This window comes from Mesorhizobium sp. M1E.F.Ca.ET.063.01.1.1 (assembly GCF_003998155.1).
Taxonomy (GTDB): Bacteria; Pseudomonadota; Alphaproteobacteria; order Rhizobiales; family Rhizobiaceae; genus Mesorhizobium.
Window position 1 is genome coordinate 31,231 of the sequence record NZ_RZSC01000001.1, and the last position, 16,636, is coordinate 47,866.

The following is a 16,636-nucleotide window of genomic DNA, read 5'->3' on the forward strand; positions in this document are numbered from 1 at the left end:
TTTGCGGTATACTAATTCCTGGAAAAAGGTGGCCGAGCGCTATCCGCCAGTTGATGGCGAGGAAGGACGATGCGCTTGAGCAATCTGGAACCGATCAATTCCAGGAGACGGATCGAAGCAGCCATCGGACGCACTTGGCCAGCACGGTTGCGGCGAGAAGCCAAACCGGATCGTGCCTGGTGGAGGAGGCGTCCATATCTGAGATGCGAAGTGCCGAAAAGTGCATCTACAGCTATCTCAAGGGGGGAACCTTCGCCCTGGATTGGCGATCGGGGGCGATTGAGCTTAGTCGCGGTCAGCGCATCCGTGTAGGGGGCGAAATCTACAGCGAGGAATTGGCAAGCCGACGGGTAGCGGGAGTGCAAGCTGGCCCGCTCGGCCTTGGCGAGCAAACCGGCCCTCGACGCCTGCGGATATTCGGAGATCGCTCCATCTCCTTTCTACGTCGTAAGTTCGTTGCTGTTCGAGATTAGGAGATTGTCTGTCCTGTTTGACATTGCTGGTCTCCGCAGCCTTCTGAGCGAGGAGCATCGCTGAGCCGCGGTCGCGTAGGTGGGTGACAAGGCCGGTCACGCCCGCCAGCCGAGTGGTCTTCGAGAAGGGTGGAGGTTGCGCTACCGGCTGGAGAGAATGGTGCCAGTTTTCACAAGACAAGGGGTCGCTTAATCGAATGGGCGTCTAGTTCATAGATTGCGAACAGATCATGGGGGATTTGAATAGTGCTACTGACCGAGGCAGAGCTGAAAAAAGTTGCGAATGCCAGTCGAGGACATAGAGCCGCATCGATCGTTCTAAAGGAAGAGATGGCCGCAGCTACAGCCAGATCGTCATTCGACGTTTTTCTGTCACATTCGTTCAAGGACGCAGAGATCGTTCTCGGTGTGAAGCGAATTTTTGAGGAGCTTGGGTTCACTGCTTATGTAGATTGGATCGAAGATTCACAATTGGACCGCACAAAGGTCTCCTCTGCCACTGCCGAGTTGCTGCGGACCCGTATGAGGCAGTCAAAGACGCTAATCTATGTGCATTCAAACAATTCTCCAGGATCCAGATGGATGCCTTGGGAGCTTGGCTTTTTCGATGGCTTTCGGACCGCGGTAGCAGTTCTCCCCGTGGCAAAAAATTCTTCGGAAACATTCTGTGGGCAAGAATTTTTGGGCCTATACCCGTACATCGATGGGACCGGACCTGCAATCCTGTTTATAAACAGAGGGACCGCGTCTAGCTCAAGACTAGGCTCTGTAAGCTCGACTGCAAACGTTACGTTTGCCAAATCATGGCTTAAAGAATTTGCTGGCACAAATAGAGGTGCTCTGAAGTGAAATATCCTGGACTTTATAATAGCGCCGACATGGCGTCTAACGAGCAGCAGGCGACATTTCTTAGCCTGATCCGGGCAGAGTACGTTCTTCTTTTTTCGGCGTCTGTTCTCTCTTTGGATTTGTGGCCATCAAAGGCCTATTTCGGTGTGTATGCTGCGGTGTTTCTTTGCTCAATGGGAATCCTCATTTTCCGGTCGGTCACAAAGCCCGAGCAGGTCTGGTATCAAGCTAGAGCTTTGGCAGAGTCAGTAAAGACATTGACCTGGCGCTTTGCGATGCGAGCACAGCCGTTCGATGACACGCGTGCGGCCGACGCTAGAGCTGATTTTCGCAAGCTCATGGAAGGTATCCTTGATAGCAATCGACACCTTGGCAGCGCGTTGAGCGGCACCGATTCAGCATCCCCTCAAACAACCGACGAAATGATGTCAATAAGGGACTCCCCGCTAAAAGAGCGAAAAGAGCTATATCTGCAGAAACGAATTTGCGAGCAACGTAAGTGGTACGAGAAGAAAGCGCGCTCGAACAAGAGATCCGCAAAAATTTGGATGGGCCTTGGTGTGATTGCTTACGCTCTGGGGTTCTCGTTCATCGTGGTACGCATCGCTGACCCAGCGATACCAGGCTGGCCGACAGAGCCGTTAATCGTTATTGCCGCCTCGCTTATCGGGTGGACCCAGATCAAGAAATTTAACGAATTGGCATCGGCTTACACGTTGACAGCTCACGAGATCGGATTGACTGCCGACCTTATTACGGACGCCATCTCGGATGAGGCATTCTCCGCGGCGGTGAACGAAGCCGAACTGGCTTTCTCAAGGGAGCACACCCAGTGGGTTGCTCGTCAAAACAACTAAGAGACAACAATGGCATACAGCGATCCGACCTATGTAATATTTGACGGCGATGAAGACGCTTGGGCATACCGCTTTATGAAAGGGTGGAATGCCAGCGAGAATGTGAGTTTTGAATTCGCGAACGCTCACGATCTGGACAATATGACGAGCCGAGCACAGGACGAAGATTATGTTAAACGCAATCTTCGCAACAGAATGAATGGATCGAGCCAGGTACTTGTCCTGATCGGTGAGAAAACGAAAAACCTTTTTCGCTTCGTGCGCTGGGAAATGGAATTGGCCCTTGATCTAGGTCTGCCGATAATCGCAGCAAACCTTAACGGCTCGCGACAACAAGATGCGAGCTGTCCGCCCATCATCAGGGACAAATGTGTTGTGCACGTGCCGTTCAAGATGAAGGCTATCAAGCACGCGCTTGCCCATTGGCCTAACGAGTTTCATCGGCTTTCAAACGCTCAGCGTGCCAATGGCGCCAGGAGCTATGGCGAAACCACGTATCGGAATCTCGGGTTATAATAACCCACCTAAAGTACTTAGCCGCAGGACATCCTCGCCATCCACTGGCGGCGACTAACCTTGCAGCGTTCACCGGCGCGTTCCGAGCTTGCCGAGCCGCTGATAATCCGTGGAGACGTCCCATTTGCTGAGTTTGGCTGAAGGGTGCAGGTCATGAGCGCAACCATTAGGAGGAGCCCTGCTCGAAGCATGAGATCGAGTGATCACGTCGGGCGAGGGGCGCTGGTTTCGAGAGGAAAAGGAGCGGCTGCTCGACGTTTGAGGCTTGAGCCAGCGTTTAAAGACTGCACGATCGGCCAGCATTGATGGAGGCAGCTTTTCAGGCGGCGCAAAGAGTTCTGTCGGTTCGCCCGCGTCCCGCGAGCCGCAGCTCGGCTCGCCCTGCGCAGCAACCACGAATTTGCGATCGCAAGAAGGGCAACACACTGACGACAGAACTTGGCGGCGCTGGTCGGCTGCGAATCAAGATGTCGATGGCGAGGCGGCCGGCGGCGCTCTATCGTGCCTCGCGCGGCCGGCGGGAACAGCATCCCGAGCGCTATTCATCCTTCAATATCGCCCGTGACCTTGCCCCTCTGATCTAATCCGGTTTGAAGTTCGTTCTGGCCCATCGAGAGGACCAGGACATGAAACGTAGCCGCTTCTCTGAAGAGCAGATCATCGGAATTTTTGAAGGAACTTGAGGCCGGGGTATCGGTTACCGATCTGTGCCGCAAGCACGGGGTCGGCGACGCCTCGATTTACAACTGGAAGGCCCGCTTCGGCGGGATGGATGTCTCCGAGGCTCGGCGGCTGAAGGCTCTGGAGGACGAGGACACCCGGCTGAAGCGGCTTCTGGCCGACGCCATGCTCGACAATGCCGCGTTGAAGGATCTTGTGGGAAAGAAATGGTGACGCCCGCGGCCAAGCGGAAAACTGCCGCTCGCCTGAAGGAAGGCTTCGGGATGAGCGAACGGCGACCGCGAGCTTCGCGAGCGGATGAAGGCGATCGCGCAGGAGCGTCGCCGGTTCGGCTATCGGCCTCTTCTCGTGATGCTGAGGCGGGAGGGCCTGGTCGTGAACCACAAGAAGCTGTTCCGCGCTCTATCGGGAGAAGCTCGCCGTTCGCCGCCGTGGCGGCCGCAAGCGGGCGATCGGGACCAGAGCGCCGATGCTGGTACCGCTAGAGGCCCGACGAGCGCTGGTCGCTTGACTTCGTATCGGACCAGCTCACCGACGGGCCCCGCTTCCGCATCTTGACCGTCGTCGACGACTGCACGAGAGAGTGCCTGCCACTCATCGTTGATACGTCTCTCTCGGGCATGCGGGTTGCCCGCGAATTGGACCGGCTCATCACCGAGCGCGGCCGGCCGAGGATGATCGTCAGCGACAATGGCAGCGAGTTCACCTCGAACGCCATCCTCGCCTGGGCGGATCAGAACCGCGTCGAATGGCATTACATTGCGCCCGGCAAGCCGATGCAGAATGGCTTCATCGAGAGCTTCAACGGCCGACTGCGCGATGAACTGCTCAACGAGAAGCTGTTCACCTCGCTGGCTCAGGCGCGCGTCGCCATCGCCCTGTGGCACGCCGACTACAACACCGCGCGGCCGCACTCCCAAATCGCCTGGCAGACCCCGGCCGAGTTCGCCAGCACCTTCAATCCGCGACGGTCGCTCGCGCTGCGCTATGCCAAAGGCTCCGCGCCAGCGCCCGTCGCTTCACCCGCCCAGCAGGGCACAACCCACGCCGGAAACGAACCAAAACTGGATAGAAACTGGGGGCAACGTCACCCGCTAATCGGGCACTATGCTGGACGCATGCGCGTCGTAAGCTGTTCGTGTTTGCAGTACGCGCCCTGACGTCGCAAAATCAGTGAGATCCAATTCAACGCTCCCTCGGCCAAGGCGAAGGTGGCGCCTTAGTTTTCACGGCAATTCGGGCCGATCCCGCGAATTCCGCGGCGAATAGCGTGTATTCCCGAGAAACTCGAGAGACGTTTCCGGTATGCTATTTGCTAAACAGGTGGCTGGCCGAGTGCCCTCCGCCAATTTATCGCGAGGAGAGGGACGATGCGCTCGAGCAATCTGGGAACCGAGCAACTCCGGGAGAAGGATAGAAGCTTCGTCTTCCATCCTTCTACGCATCTGGCCAAGCACAGCCGAGGCGAAACGCCAAATAGGATTATGGCCGGTGCGGAAGGCGTCTATATCTGGGACACCGAAGGCCGAAGGAGCCTCGACGGTTTCGGAGGGCTCTACTGCGTCAACATGGGATATGGGTGCACGGAGATCGCCGAGGCCATTGCCAGGCAAGCACGCGAATTGCCGTTCGCGCACGTCTATGCCAGCCAAGGTACGGAGCCGGTCGCCCTGTTGGCAGAGGCCGTGGTGGAGTATTTCGGTCAGAACATGCGAAGGGTCTATTTCGGCCTCTCCGGTTCCGATGCTAACGAAACCAACATCAAGCTGGTCTGGTATTATAATAACATTCTTGGCCGGCCCGAAAAGAAAAAGATCATCTCGCGAAATCGCGGCTATCACGGGTCTGGATTGGTCACGGGTAGCCTAACTGGCCTTCCCTTCTTTCACAATTTCTTCGACCTGCCTCTGGATTTGGTGCGCCATACAACCACGCCGCACTATTACCGCCAGGCGCGTATCGAGGAGAGCGAGGAAGCGTTCTCCCGGCGCTGTGCCGATGAGCTTGAAGCCTTGATCCTGGCCGAAGGACCGGAAACGGTTGCAGCTTTTATCGGAGAGCCGGTACTTGGGACAGGAGGTATTGTGCCGCCCCCCACAGGGTACTGGACGTCCATTCAAGCGGTGCTCGACAAATACGATATCCTTCTAATCGCCGATGAAGTGGTCTGCGGCTTCGCGCGAACCGGCGAGAAGTTCGGTTCCCACCTGTATAACATGCGTCCGGATTTCGTGACCATCGCAAAGGGTTTGAGTTCCGCCTACCTCCCCATCTCCGGGTCAATCATTGGCGACCGTGTCTGGTCGGTTTTGGAACAAGGAACTGAGAAGCACGGCGCACTCGGCCACGGCTGGACATATTCGGGGCACACGCTTTGTGCCGCAGCCGCGCTCGCCAATATTCGACTGCTTAAAGAAAAAAATATTTTGGAGCATGTCCGCGATGTTGGACCGTATTGGCAAGACCGGATGAAGGCCGAGCTGGCGGGGCATCCCATCGTTGGTGAAGTTCGCGGAGTGGGTATCCTGTCGGCCGTAGAGATGATGCGGGACCCAAAACAAAGGATACCATTCGAACCCGACCTTCAGGTCGGGGTGCGCACTGCAGCTGCTCTGTTTGAGAATGGTGTCATCGGACGGGCCATGCCGCATGGCGACATCCTCGGTTATGCACCCCCCCTGATCATTACCCGAAAAGAGATCGACATCATTGTCGACGCGACGGTAAAGTCGGTCGATACCACCTATCGCGCGCTGAAGGCCGAGGGTGCCGTATGATTTTGCGATCGCGAAGGAGCGAGTCCGGAGGCAGGCATGTCCCTGCGCGCTACTGCGCCGAGCAGACCCAAAACTGTTGAATTCCAGATATCTGATCTTGAGCATGCTCCGGACTATTTCAGTCACGAACCGAATCAGTTCTGCCGCCGCTGTCCTGTTGCCCAACGACCAGGACCTCTGTGCGGCGCGCCCTGCGGGTGTACCTCCCCGCCGGCAGGGCGCCCTTTTTGACCCACGTAATCAGAATCATTATGGCCCGTCCGGAATCGAGGGTCTAGTAAAGGTCATCTGCACGTTCCGATGCAGATTGAGCTTAGACTCGCCCTTTACATCATTGCAGCGGGCCACGGTCGCCGGTTCCAAAGCGCGGCAACGCCGAAGATATCTTCCTTCACATCACAAAGAGCAGAATAATCATTGCGGTGAATTTTATCACGTCAGGTATATAAAAGGACGATACTCACACGCCATCCCGTTCACAAGGAAAAGGCATTTTAACATTGTTGAGACGATTTGCCTATCAAATAAAAGAAAGCATCGCAACACTTCGTTCCGGATCATGGCGCCCTGGGTGGGGGATGAGCGGCTATCCGAATTGTTATGCTAATGCCGACCACAATTCCTGCAAAAGCTGGGTCAATGATGGCTTTTGGTCAGCGCAGGATGATTTCTCCTGATTTGGACGGTGCAGGGGCGGTCATGATTTAATGCATGGAGATTCTCTGATTGAGCTGTTGAAAGATCAAGAGGCGTCTGCCAGACGCCCATCGGGCGAGCCCAGCATGATTGGGATGACCGGCGAAGATCGAAAGTGTGGCAGCATTCTGGAGCCTGGTCAGCCCAGCGACGCCCGCGAAGTCAATCGCGTTTGTCGGGAAATACACGACGCAGCCGGAAGGCGTGCAGAAAGAGGAAGAATCGAGCGCGACGATGACGAGGGACCTGCCACTTGTTTTCGAGACATTCCTTGAAAGACTGTCACAGAGTATCGATGAGGCAGATTTCCGGGATGCCATGGCTGAGGCGGCCGGACGACTTGACCTAATCTCCTTTGCCTACCTCTCCTTGCCAGCACGGCCTTCCGGCAAACCGAGGCTAATTTCGAACTATCCACCCCGCTGGACCAGACAGTATCTGGAAAATCAGTATGAGAAACTCGATCCTGTGGTCTTGCGTGCTCGAAATGGCGGCTGCCCGTTTCACTGGGGATCGAATTTGGGGGGCGATAAAATGTCGCCGGCTCAACAGCAGCTATTCGATGAGGCGGCTCAATTCAGCATCTGCTGCGGTTTGACGATCCCGATTGTCGATCTCCGCGGCCGCATCGCTGCGGTTACTTTTGCCGCCGATGAGCCTCGTCCAGTATTTCTTCGGGTCGCTGAGCGGTACGAACAAGCTCTTCAGCTGATGGCGGCCTGCTTTCATCGTTGCGTTCGCCGCAAACTGCCGAGCGATCGAACAGTGGATGGGATTTCGCTGACATCCCGCGAATATGAGTGCCTGCGGTGGGCAGCGCGGGGTAATTCAGCCTGGGTGACCGGCCGCATCTTGGGCATCAAGTCACGCACGATCGCTTTTCATTTGGACAATGCCAAGAAGAAGCTAGGCGTGCGAACCCAAAATCAGGCTATAGCCCTTTTGGGGTCCGAAGGGTCCTCAATTCTCTGAGAAGCTTTTTGATCCGCTTGTGCTCGGGCCATTCGATTGCGCGCTTTGTCTCGAGCGTTGACTGGATGCCGAGATCTTCTGTTCCGCCGGCTCGGTCAGGGCGATGCAGCCGTATTCTTCCAGTCCGCGCCGGTGATCTTAGTCTATCGGTGCTCGAGCGGGTGTTTCGTCGCTGACGAGCTAGTCGTGCGGTTATATAGTTTCCGACGATGGCCCGCTTGCATACCTGCCTGCCGGTAATCTCTAACCGTTGACTTAGGGCGATGGCTTTCGGTTATCCGGCTTGAAAGCGAAGAGGTGGACCATTCTGCGTCGAGCGCCGGCACGATATGCAGCGCTGCTCCGGGCTATTACCCATCCAGACAGAGCGGAACCTTCTATCACGTCAGACGCTCGGACAATTGCCAAAACCCGATTTCCTGGGAACTGAATTGTGCTCGCCACCGGGTCCATTTTGCCGGCGCGTCTGTGGTGCAGGTCCCGATCAGCCTGACCACTGGCTGCCACAGGAACTGCTACTTGTATGACCGAGCACTGCGCATTTGTCAGCTGGCGAACAATTCCTTGTAGCCGCTCGTCACCATCCAGTTCGCACGGTCGAGATGACTACGAAGCGCCTTCCTGGCGCGCTCCGGTTCAAGTGCCGGATCAATGCCGAGGATCAGATGGGCCATTTCCTCTTCGGGCGCCTCATCGGCTGAGGCGTCCAGGAGCCTCATATAGGTGGTAAAGTGCGCCCTGTCGTAGGCGGTAAGACGGTCAGACCAAGGGACTTCGTCGAGCAGTGTTGAGCTTTGAGTCTTACCTGTTGCCGTTGATCGATTCATGTCTGCCGCGAACCTCGCATGTTGATCGCTGGATCCAAGGCAGAATATCCCAAAATGGGATAATCCGAAACGGGGATTAGTCGCTGAGCCGGTCTTTACCTGACCGGTTCACCTAAATGCCCAAATCTCTTCGATCTCCCCGCCACCAGCGGTTTCTGGCCCAGTTGATCTCACTGCGCAAGGTCAAAGGACTGACGCAGGCGCAGGTGGCTGAGAAGCTTGGTCGTCCGCAATCTTTCGTGGCGAAATATGAGGGTGGAGAGCGGCGTCTCGATATCATTGAGTTTCTCGACGTAACTGCGGCCCTCGACGCTGATCCGTGTGAGATTCTGTTGAGCCTGCGGACGTAGTGGGCGCCCGCGCCCATCACCGCGCGTGCCGGGTGCCGGTGGGTCGATCCCCGCTTTTCTTGGCTCAGGGCGTCTCGACCATTCCGCTGCGCCTCCTAGTGCGTCGTTAGACTCTCGTAATTCTTTCTGTTGTGCCTTTCCCAGCAGGTGGCGCCGCATCCTTCTAGGCCCGCCGCGGCGTCCCGCAACCCTTAGCTAGCTGTGAGCTTTCAGTAGGTTGTCCATCCGGTCCTTCGGATGCGGTGCGGCTCAGACGGCGGGCCCGTTCCTGTCATGACTCGCCGCCGCACCGCTTCCTGGGAAGCAGCCATTGGCGAGCGGAGGACAAAACGATGAGACTGCGAAGCGCTGGGCCATCCGCGCCGACTGGAAGTCCTCGCGATCATCTTCGAGCGCTTTCGCGCTGTGGTGATGCGTCGATGCATGGTGGTTACGCGACTTCGTTGCTTGAAGCGAAGCGACCGCACCGCCCATTTCGTCAACTGGCGAACAAATCCTTGTAGCCGCTCGTCACCACCCAGTTTGCACGGTCGAGATGACTGCGAAGAACGTTCCGTGCGCGCTCCGGTTCGCGTGCCGGATCAATGCCGAGGATCACATGGGCCATTTCCTCTTCAGTGGCGTTGTCGGCTGAGGCGTCCAGGAGCCTCATATAGGTTGTAAAGTGGTCCTTGTCGTAGGCTGTAATGCGGTCCGACCAGGGGACCTCGTCGGCAAACGGCGTGTTCGATTTGGGCTGTAACATCGCTAATTCTATCTCCGGCCAATGGACCCGCGAAGCCCTCTGCCTGCTAAATGTGGATTACATATTATAGTTGATAAACTCAAGCCGCCTGATCCGCTGGCTTGCGTGCATGGATATGCGCAAGTTGGTCGGACGGAATGTGCAGAGGATCAGGCAAAGGAAGCGTCTGACGCAGGAGCAGCTTGCGGAGATTTCCGGGTTCAGTCAGCAGTACATCAGCGGCTTGGAGAAAGGCCGAAGAAATCCGACAATTATCACGATCTATGAACTGGCATTGGCCCTCGGCGTCAGCCACATGGATCTGGTTCGGCCCGACAAACAGGCCTGATACACCCGCCCTCCAAGTAGCTGGCGGCCTGATGGCGCGCGCCGGGTGCTCGTGAACCCACGCTTTTCTTAGGGCCCCCGGCAGCCCCTGCCATTTGGCTCGCCCTGGCGCGGCGCACCCTATTGGACAGTCGGCCGCTGCGGTTTTTGTCAGCCTTTCCTGGGGCGTGGGGGTTGGTCGGCAGTGCCTTTTAGGCCCGCCGCGGCTTCCCGCAACCTTCGCTCTCGCTTCAGGTCCTTCTCTTGGTTACGGTCCTTCGGATGCGGTCCGCCTCTTTCTGCGGGCCTAATCGCTTTCTGCCGCCCACCCCTCGGGGACAGGCACGCGAGACTAGTATGGAGCGTTGCGGTTAGCGCACGAACAGCAAAGGAACTGAAAAAAAAGGCAACTGTCGCAGCATGGCTGAACCAGCCATCGTGTCGGCATCTAGGAGCCGCGTGTTCGCCTTGCGCTGACACGAAGCTCAGACGTCCGGGAGACGATGCTGGCAAATAGTCTGGCTGAAGCATTCCACCCACAATACCAAAGCCCGTCCCGATCCAAAGCGCTTCTAAGCACTCCATCTCAGGCGCAAGGCCGGTTGGCCAGTGCACCTTCTTGGTCCGCCGGAAGAGAACCCCGCCCGACAATAGCTTCATGAGGTCTTGCGCTGCAGTGTCGACCATAAAAAAGGGCGCGCGAGGCGCCCTTCATTTTAAACCGGCAGTCGGGAAGCAGACTTCACTCTGATATTCAAAAGCGGTAGGTGACACCTGCGCCTATCAGCCAGGGATCGAGCTCCGCCTTCCCCGTCAGCTTCGCGCCGGCCACCGTGACGTCGAAGTCCGGCCTCAGGAAAAGCTTCTTCACGTCGAAGTTGAGGCCCCAGTGCTGGTCCACCATGTAGTCGAATCCGACCTGCAGCGCCGTGCCGAACGTGTTCTTCACCTTGAGAGCGTCAGCGCTGCCAGTGTCCTGGTTATAGAAGATCGTGTAGTTCACGCCGGCGCCGACATAAGGCTTGAACGCGCCGAGATCGGTAAAATGGTACTGCAACGTGAGCGTCGGCGGCAGCAGCCAAACTTTGCCGATGTTGCCCAACCCACCGATCGTCCCTCGGCCCGCGATGTTGGCATAGGTGGTACCGAGTATGAGTTCGGCGGCGATGTTGTCGTTAAAGAAATACGAGATATCGAGTTCCGGCGTCACCGTGTTCGAATAGGAAAGACCGGAGCCGGGAAGCGTATCAACGTAGCCCAGATCTTTCGTAACGACGCCCAACCCCCGCAGGCGGACCTGCCAAGGGCTTGGCGCTTCGGTGACCGAGGCTCCCGTCTCCGCCAGGACGGTCTCTGCTTGCGCAGGCTCCGCGGCGACGGCCTGCTGTCCCACGATGATCAGGGCCACCGCCGCTGCTATTGCCCGCGCTACGCCCATTCGCGTTCTCGCCATGATATTCACTCCTTGATGTTCAGAAAGGATGCACTGCACTATTTCGTCTCCTGCTCGAATGAATTGTTGATGGAGCTCAAACGCTCCTCTTGCGTTGCAACGCGTTCCGCCATCTCCGGAAGGTGATCGTTGAAGCCGATTGCGCTGCGGAGAAAATTGGTGCCTAGGCTGATGAATGCGGCTTGCTCCCGATTGTCCTTGCCGTAGCCGTGCCCGCCTGCGCTGGCCTCGTAGAAGTAAGCGGGATAGCCAAGAGCCTGCAGTTTTGCGGCCATCTTGCGCGCATGGCCCGGATGGACGCGGTCGTCGCGTTTCGTGGTGGCGATCAGGATAGGCGGATAGGGCTGTCCCGGCGCCGCGGCGTGATAGGCGGAGATTTCCTTCAGGAAAGCCCAATCGTGAGCCTTGTCCGGATCGCCATATTCGTCGATCCAGCTCGCGCCCGCCAAGAGCTTGGTGTAGCGACGCATGTCGATAAGCGGAATTGTGCAGAACAGAGCCCCGAAATGCTCAGGATAGCGGGTCAGCATGTTTGCGATCAGCAGGCCGCCATTTGAGCCGCCCTCGGCGGCAATCCGCCTCGGCAGGGTGATGCCCCTTCGCACGAGGTCGGCGGCAACGGCGGCGAAATCGTCATGCGCGAGACGCTTGCCCTCCCTGCGCCCGGCATCGTGCCAGCGGGTGCCGAACTCGCCGCCGCCGCGGATGTTCGCCTCCACACACGTGCCGCCGCGCTCGAGCCACAGCTTGCCCAGCGGGGAGTTGTAGTAGGGCAGGAGTGATATGCCGAACCCGCCATAAGCGGAAAGGTGAATCGGAGCATCTCCGTTCCCGTTCGCCGGACCAACCTGCGTATAGGGGATCAGCTCATGATCGATAGAGACTGCCTCGTGGCGCGTGACCACCAGTCCGGATGCATCGAAATTCTCCGGGCTGCGCTTCAGGATTGCTGAAGCGCTGAGAGACGGCGCGGCATTGAGATCGAATAGCAAGAGCTGCGGCGGCGTGATCGGATCCTGAGCACAGACCAGGACCTCTCCATTGGTCTCGTGAACTGCCGCATCGAATGACCAGACGTGGACAGTCCCTTCGGCCGGCAGGGTGTCCAGGACTCGGCGCGTCCATTCCTGGTGGCCGGGAGTGAACATCTCGTAACGCGGTACGAGATTGACGAGGTAAGAGATAATGAGCTTCCCGTCATTCCAGAAGAATGACTGCAGAGAGCGCCTTTCCCCTGGTTGAAACAGGGTCTCAAAACGGCGTCCGCCGGCGAGGAAAGAGCAAAGCGAGATGACGATCAGCGCGTCGGCGGGATGGGTGGTGCCTCCCACCGTCCACGGCTTGCGCGGCCTTACCGCCAGCCAGTCGCCGAAGACCCGCCACGACGCGTCACGAGGAAGATCGATCTGCCTCCTCGGCCCGCTCCTGTCGCCGATCCAGCTGATCTTCTCGAAGAAGGCCGGCTTCTCGATGAACCAAAGGCGCTCGCTGCGGCCGGTGCGGTCCGAATGACCAGACACCTTGAGGCTCTCGAACCCGGCCTCGAAGATTACCGGCGTGGTGAGGGGATCCGCGTCACGCTTCCACAGTCGCACGGTGCGCGCATAGCCGGAGCGGGTGGCCATGCCATTACCAAGCGCACTGGAAAGCAGAAGCGCGTCAGGGTCCAGCCAACTAACGTAGCCTTTGGCCTCGGGGAGATTGAAACCGTCGGCGACAAAGCTCAGAGAGATCAGGTCGAATTCGCGATGCACGACCGCGTCGCTGCCGCCGCGCGACAGGCGCAGAACGGCTCTTTCCCGTCTCTCCGGCTCGACGGACGCGCCGTCCCAGATCCAATCCTCTCCGTCGCTAGCCGCGAGAGCATCTAGATCGAGCAGTAGCTCCCATTGGGGATCCGCCTTCATGTAGGCGGCAAGGGTGGTCCGGCGCCACAGTCCGCGTGGATTTCCGGCATCTCGCCAATAATTGTAGAGGTACTGACCACGGCGCGCGATCAGGGGAAGGTTGTCGCAATTGTCGAAAATGGCTGTCAGAGCCGCCCGGTCGCGCTCGAACTGCGTTCCACCGAAGTGCTTCAGGGTCTTTGCCGACTGGCCGGCGGCCCAGGCAAGTGCCCGCTCGCCCTCTACATCTTCAAGCCAGAGATAGGGATCGTCGTCGGGAGCATCCAGCGTTGGACGGACATCAAATGCGTTCATGTCCGGACAGCCTTCAGAAAGAAGGGATAGAGGCTTCCGTCGGCTCGGGAACGCTCAGTGTTGGTAGCGGCGCCCACATGTTCGAAAAGCGTGATCATTGATGAGTTCTTCCAGTCGGTGCGGCATCGCAGGGCTTTTGCGCATAGGATCGCAACCGTCGTGCCAACTGGGAAAATCGTTTCGGAACAATGCGATCGCTCTGGAAGCGTTGTGTCACATGTCCGACATCGTCGAGAATCCGACAACGAGTGCTCCTCCTAATCACCGGATCAACCTCCGGCGCCAGTCGGTGACACCGTGCAGAACTCGAGCAGTGAAGCTCATTGGTGAACTTGGTTGACGCCCAACATCTTCGCTCTGGAGCGCTTCACGAACACGGATTCATGGCAGACACCATGAGGCGATCGATGCGGTTAGCGACCAAGCTGGCTGCGCCTGTGGGTTTCAGCCGCCAGCTGGAAGCAGCGGAGTTCTGAGGAGATGCGACGAGCGCCACCCAAAGCTCGCGAAGCGCATTGAAATACGTGAGCACTGTCAGATACGGATCGGCGGGATCTTCCCCTTCTTGCGTCGGGCTGGAAGTCAGTGCCTGCGCGCCTGCCAGCAGGGTCTGCATGCTCCGAAGAAAGAGGAGTTTAGGCCCGCGATCCTGACTCGCCACACCGATGTAGAGGCGGGCTGGCTCTCGTGTCGATGGCACAGTCCTGGCGAAGAAGCTGTCGGTACGGTGGATGCCGGGTGGCGGAAATACGGCCGTCTCCGAACGATCGAACAAGGCTGCGATCTGTTTCTCCGCCCTTCGGACGGTCGCGGTCGAAGCGACGATTTTGGACGAATGAGTCCATGAAGACCCGGCCGCGACGACAGCAGGTCGATCGCTGTTTCGTAGAGTGCGGCCACCGTTCCAAGCGGGCCAGAGATCAGGTGCAGTTCGTCCTGGATGACAAGATCCGGCGGATCGAGCCGATGCCCGTTTCCGAAGGGGCGACCTTCGCCTGGCCCATACGCGCCGAAGAACCCCTTGTCCGGATCATACCGGTCTACGTGTCCAAAGAATGCGCCGCTCTTGCCAATCCATGGAAGGGAGGCAAATTTGTCCACCGTGGCGATGAGAAATGCGGGAAGACGGCGGTAAATTGGCTCGTCCACCACGAGCACCGGCAGGTGTCGATCCCGCGTGAAGTCGCATTCGGCGTTCTCGCATTTGAGCACTAGATTCTGCGGAGCCGTCCTGTTGGGCGTGAAGTGGAAGCTCTCTGGCTTGAAGGGCTCACCACACCACGGACATGCCTTCAGTGGCACCGGGGATTTCGTCTTAGGTCTGCTCTGGTACCGCTTCAGCCAGGTCGTCGCGGCGTCCTTGTCGGAAGAATTTCGCGGCTGGATTGTTCGGTGAGGCTGCGCCGCCCACCCAGAGTCCAATCTCGATCGGCCATTCGCCAAGCGTCTTCCGGCCATTGTCATCATGGGTCCGCAGGAATTCGAGCGCGCAGACGAGACCAGCGGCGTGAGCAGGCGTAACGTGTAGCGCATGATGACGCTGATGCCCGCACCCAGCACGCCAGATCCGCGGAGCCGCCTCAGCACAATCGCATAGGCGGCAAGTCCAAGATACGCTCTTGCCGCCGCCGGTCGGAAAAAAAGCAGGTCGACGATCTCACGCTCACCACTGTTTCGGTCGGTCACGCCAACGAGATTGAGGAGGACGAAGGCTAGCTGGAACGGCCGCCATGTTGGCGGGTCTACATCGCCCGGCAGCTTCTTCTGGATCACTGCCTCGCGCCGGCGGTTGGCCATCGCCATCGCCGTATTCATCAGGCCGAATGCTTCACGCGCCACCGTATCACGCTTAAGGAGATCTATCCCATCGCGAATCCTGCTGCCGGCGGTGTCAACTTTTTCCAGAAGCGCCTGGCCCGTCTTTAGCCGTCTCGGCGCAAGCCCTGTCATCATTCCTTCCTGACCCCGCCGCCACTCGGCGTAAAGTTCAGGCAGTGAATCCAAGGCTGCACTGACCGCTTCGGCTCCGGAAACGGCAGCCCGAGCGAGAGCCTCCATGCCGAACTCGACGCCATCGCTCCTTGCCGGGACGACACGCTCCACCTCCTGCTGCGGAAGGAAATCGGTCCAAACACGCGTCACGGGGAGCGGATCGTTCGTCGCGTCACGCCGTTCTTGCCAGCCGGCAGATGTGTTGCGACCAACGGCATATTCGCGGACATCGCGATAATGGAGATCGCCCAGCCTAAGTTCGAAATCATCGGACTGGTAGGTGGACAGGTCGCTGCGCGGATAAAATCCATCCGCACATTCGAGCTCGATCCGGGTCTGGAACGCATAGGCCACGTCCTTGTACGGAGCCTTTGTGCTCCGTCGACGGTTTACCAAGAAGACGGTGATGACGCGCAGACGCTCTTCAGCCCCTTCCGGAGTCTTTTAACGGAGCACACGGTGTGAACGGCGACTTCGATGCCGCCGCCCGGCCTGTGAGGCGCAGCGCTTTCCGGCAGCGGGATCCCGGACTGGTTCCGAGTGACGTCGAGGACGATCGCGGCTTCGCCGGAAACCCGAACCCAACGGAGGTTCTCGGGCTTTTCTGGCTTTGGCTTGCCCTTTCCCGACACTTCGGGAATGAGGAGCGCATCGGGCAATGGGGGCTCCGTCTTATAGTTCCCCCATGTTGCGCGCAGCGTGACTTGACTCACCGTTTCCGGAAGAACCACCGTCAACCCTATCGACGACGGAAGAAACCTGTCCCGCGGTGGTTGGTCAGTCGAATCCTTCTCATCGACCTCCTCCTCGACAGCGGAGTCCAGCGTCTCACTGGCGAGAAGGTCGTCGGCGGTTTCTTCGATGGTTTCCTCGCCGTCAGGTATCACAGGCGCAACACCGTCGTAGGCGGGAACGATAAAGCCCCCGACGTACCAGCGATT

Annotated in this window: 14 protein-coding genes and 1 pseudogene; 8 read left to right on the forward strand and 7 right to left on the reverse strand. The window is 58.3% G+C overall.

Features of this window, described 5'->3' with window-relative positions; all coding sequences use genetic code 11:
- Positions 1-719 precede the first annotated feature (719 nt).
- The 6 genes and pseudogenes from EOA29_RS00150 to EOA29_RS00175 all read left to right on the forward strand — a co-directional run bounded on the left by EOA29_RS00150 (position 720) and on the right by EOA29_RS00175 (position 7,821).
- A complete protein-coding gene (locus EOA29_RS00150) occupies positions 720-1,322 on the forward strand; it encodes a toll/interleukin-1 receptor domain-containing protein (RefSeq protein WP_127220018.1) in 603 nt (200 codons plus the stop codon).
- Positions 1,319-2,179, forward strand: coding sequence for a DUF4231 domain-containing protein (locus tag EOA29_RS00155; protein ID WP_029354698.1), 861 nt, complete (start codon positions 1,319-1,321; stop codon positions 2,177-2,179). Before EOA29_RS00150 ends, EOA29_RS00155 begins: the two co-directional genes overlap by 4 nt.
- Positions 2,180-2,188: 9 nt before the next feature.
- Positions 2,189-2,695, forward strand: coding sequence for a TIR domain-containing protein (locus EOA29_RS00160; protein ID WP_029354700.1), 507 nt, complete (start codon positions 2,189-2,191; stop codon positions 2,693-2,695).
- 626 nt (positions 2,696-3,321) lie between these two features.
- A pseudogene (locus tag EOA29_RS00165) lies at positions 3,322-4,329 on the forward strand (IS3 family transposase); the annotation flags it as partial.
- A 417-nt stretch (positions 4,330-4,746) separates the two neighbouring features.
- Positions 4,747-6,153: an aminotransferase gene (locus EOA29_RS00170; RefSeq protein ID WP_029354703.1), complete on the forward strand. Its 1,407-nt coding sequence runs from the start codon at positions 4,747-4,749 to the stop codon at positions 6,151-6,153.
- A gap of 930 nt (positions 6,154-7,083) precedes the next feature.
- The gene (locus EOA29_RS00175; RefSeq protein WP_029354706.1) at positions 7,084-7,821 is read left to right on the forward strand and encodes a LuxR family transcriptional regulator; all 738 of its coding nucleotides are present in this window, start codon (positions 7,084-7,086) and stop codon (positions 7,819-7,821) included.
- Positions 7,822-8,366: 545 nt separating this feature from the next.
- Here the strand turns inward: EOA29_RS00175 and EOA29_RS00180 are convergent.
- Entirely contained in the window at positions 8,367-8,648 is a 282-nt protein-coding gene (locus EOA29_RS00180; RefSeq protein ID WP_051695304.1) for a DUF2285 domain-containing protein, read from the reverse strand.
- Between the two features lie 116 nt (positions 8,649-8,764).
- Between EOA29_RS00180 and EOA29_RS00185 the strand changes: the two genes are divergently transcribed.
- On the forward strand, positions 8,765-8,998 hold the full coding sequence (locus tag EOA29_RS00185; RefSeq protein ID WP_029354710.1) for a helix-turn-helix transcriptional regulator: 234 nt from the start codon (positions 8,765-8,767) through the stop codon (positions 8,996-8,998).
- 478 nt (positions 8,999-9,476) lie between these two features.
- Here the strand turns inward: EOA29_RS00185 and EOA29_RS00190 are convergent, their stop codons facing one another.
- Positions 9,477-9,743, reverse strand: a complete 267-nt coding sequence (locus tag EOA29_RS00190) for a DUF2285 domain-containing protein (protein WP_029354712.1) — start codon at positions 9,741-9,743, stop codon at positions 9,477-9,479.
- Between the two features lie 109 nt (positions 9,744-9,852).
- Between EOA29_RS00190 and EOA29_RS00195 the strand changes: the two genes are divergently transcribed.
- Positions 9,853-10,071 carry a helix-turn-helix transcriptional regulator gene (locus EOA29_RS00195; protein WP_029354714.1) on the forward strand — a complete coding sequence of 73 codons (219 nt, stop codon included), beginning with the start codon at positions 9,853-9,855 and terminating at the stop codon, positions 10,069-10,071.
- A gap of 732 nt (positions 10,072-10,803) precedes the next feature.
- On the opposite strand, the gene EOA29_RS00200 is transcribed toward EOA29_RS00195, so the two are convergent.
- From EOA29_RS00200 to EOA29_RS00220, 5 genes are all read right to left on the reverse strand, one after another.
- Positions 10,804-11,502 (reverse strand): OmpW family protein, encoded by a 699-nt coding sequence (locus EOA29_RS00200; RefSeq protein WP_127220019.1) that lies wholly within the window; start codon positions 11,500-11,502, stop codon positions 10,804-10,806.
- Positions 11,503-11,540: 38 nt separating this feature from the next.
- Positions 11,541-13,703, reverse strand: a complete 2,163-nt coding sequence (locus tag EOA29_RS00205; RefSeq protein ID WP_084831474.1) for a prolyl oligopeptidase family serine peptidase — start codon at positions 13,701-13,703, stop codon at positions 11,541-11,543.
- Between the two features lie 367 nt (positions 13,704-14,070).
- Positions 14,071-14,319: a hypothetical protein gene (locus EOA29_RS00210; RefSeq protein ID WP_051695306.1), complete on the reverse strand. Its 249-nt coding sequence runs from the start codon at positions 14,317-14,319 to the stop codon at positions 14,071-14,073.
- Positions 14,286-16,049: a hypothetical protein gene (locus tag EOA29_RS00215; protein WP_091597893.1), complete on the reverse strand. Its 1,764-nt coding sequence runs from the start codon at positions 16,047-16,049 to the stop codon at positions 14,286-14,288. The genes EOA29_RS00210 and EOA29_RS00215 overlap by 34 nt, the downstream gene beginning before the upstream one ends.
- Before the next feature lie 35 nt (positions 16,050-16,084).
- Positions 16,085-16,582 (reverse strand): hypothetical protein, encoded by a 498-nt coding sequence (locus EOA29_RS00220; protein WP_051695310.1) that lies wholly within the window; start codon positions 16,580-16,582, stop codon positions 16,085-16,087.
- Positions 16,583-16,636: the final 54 nt, after the last annotated feature.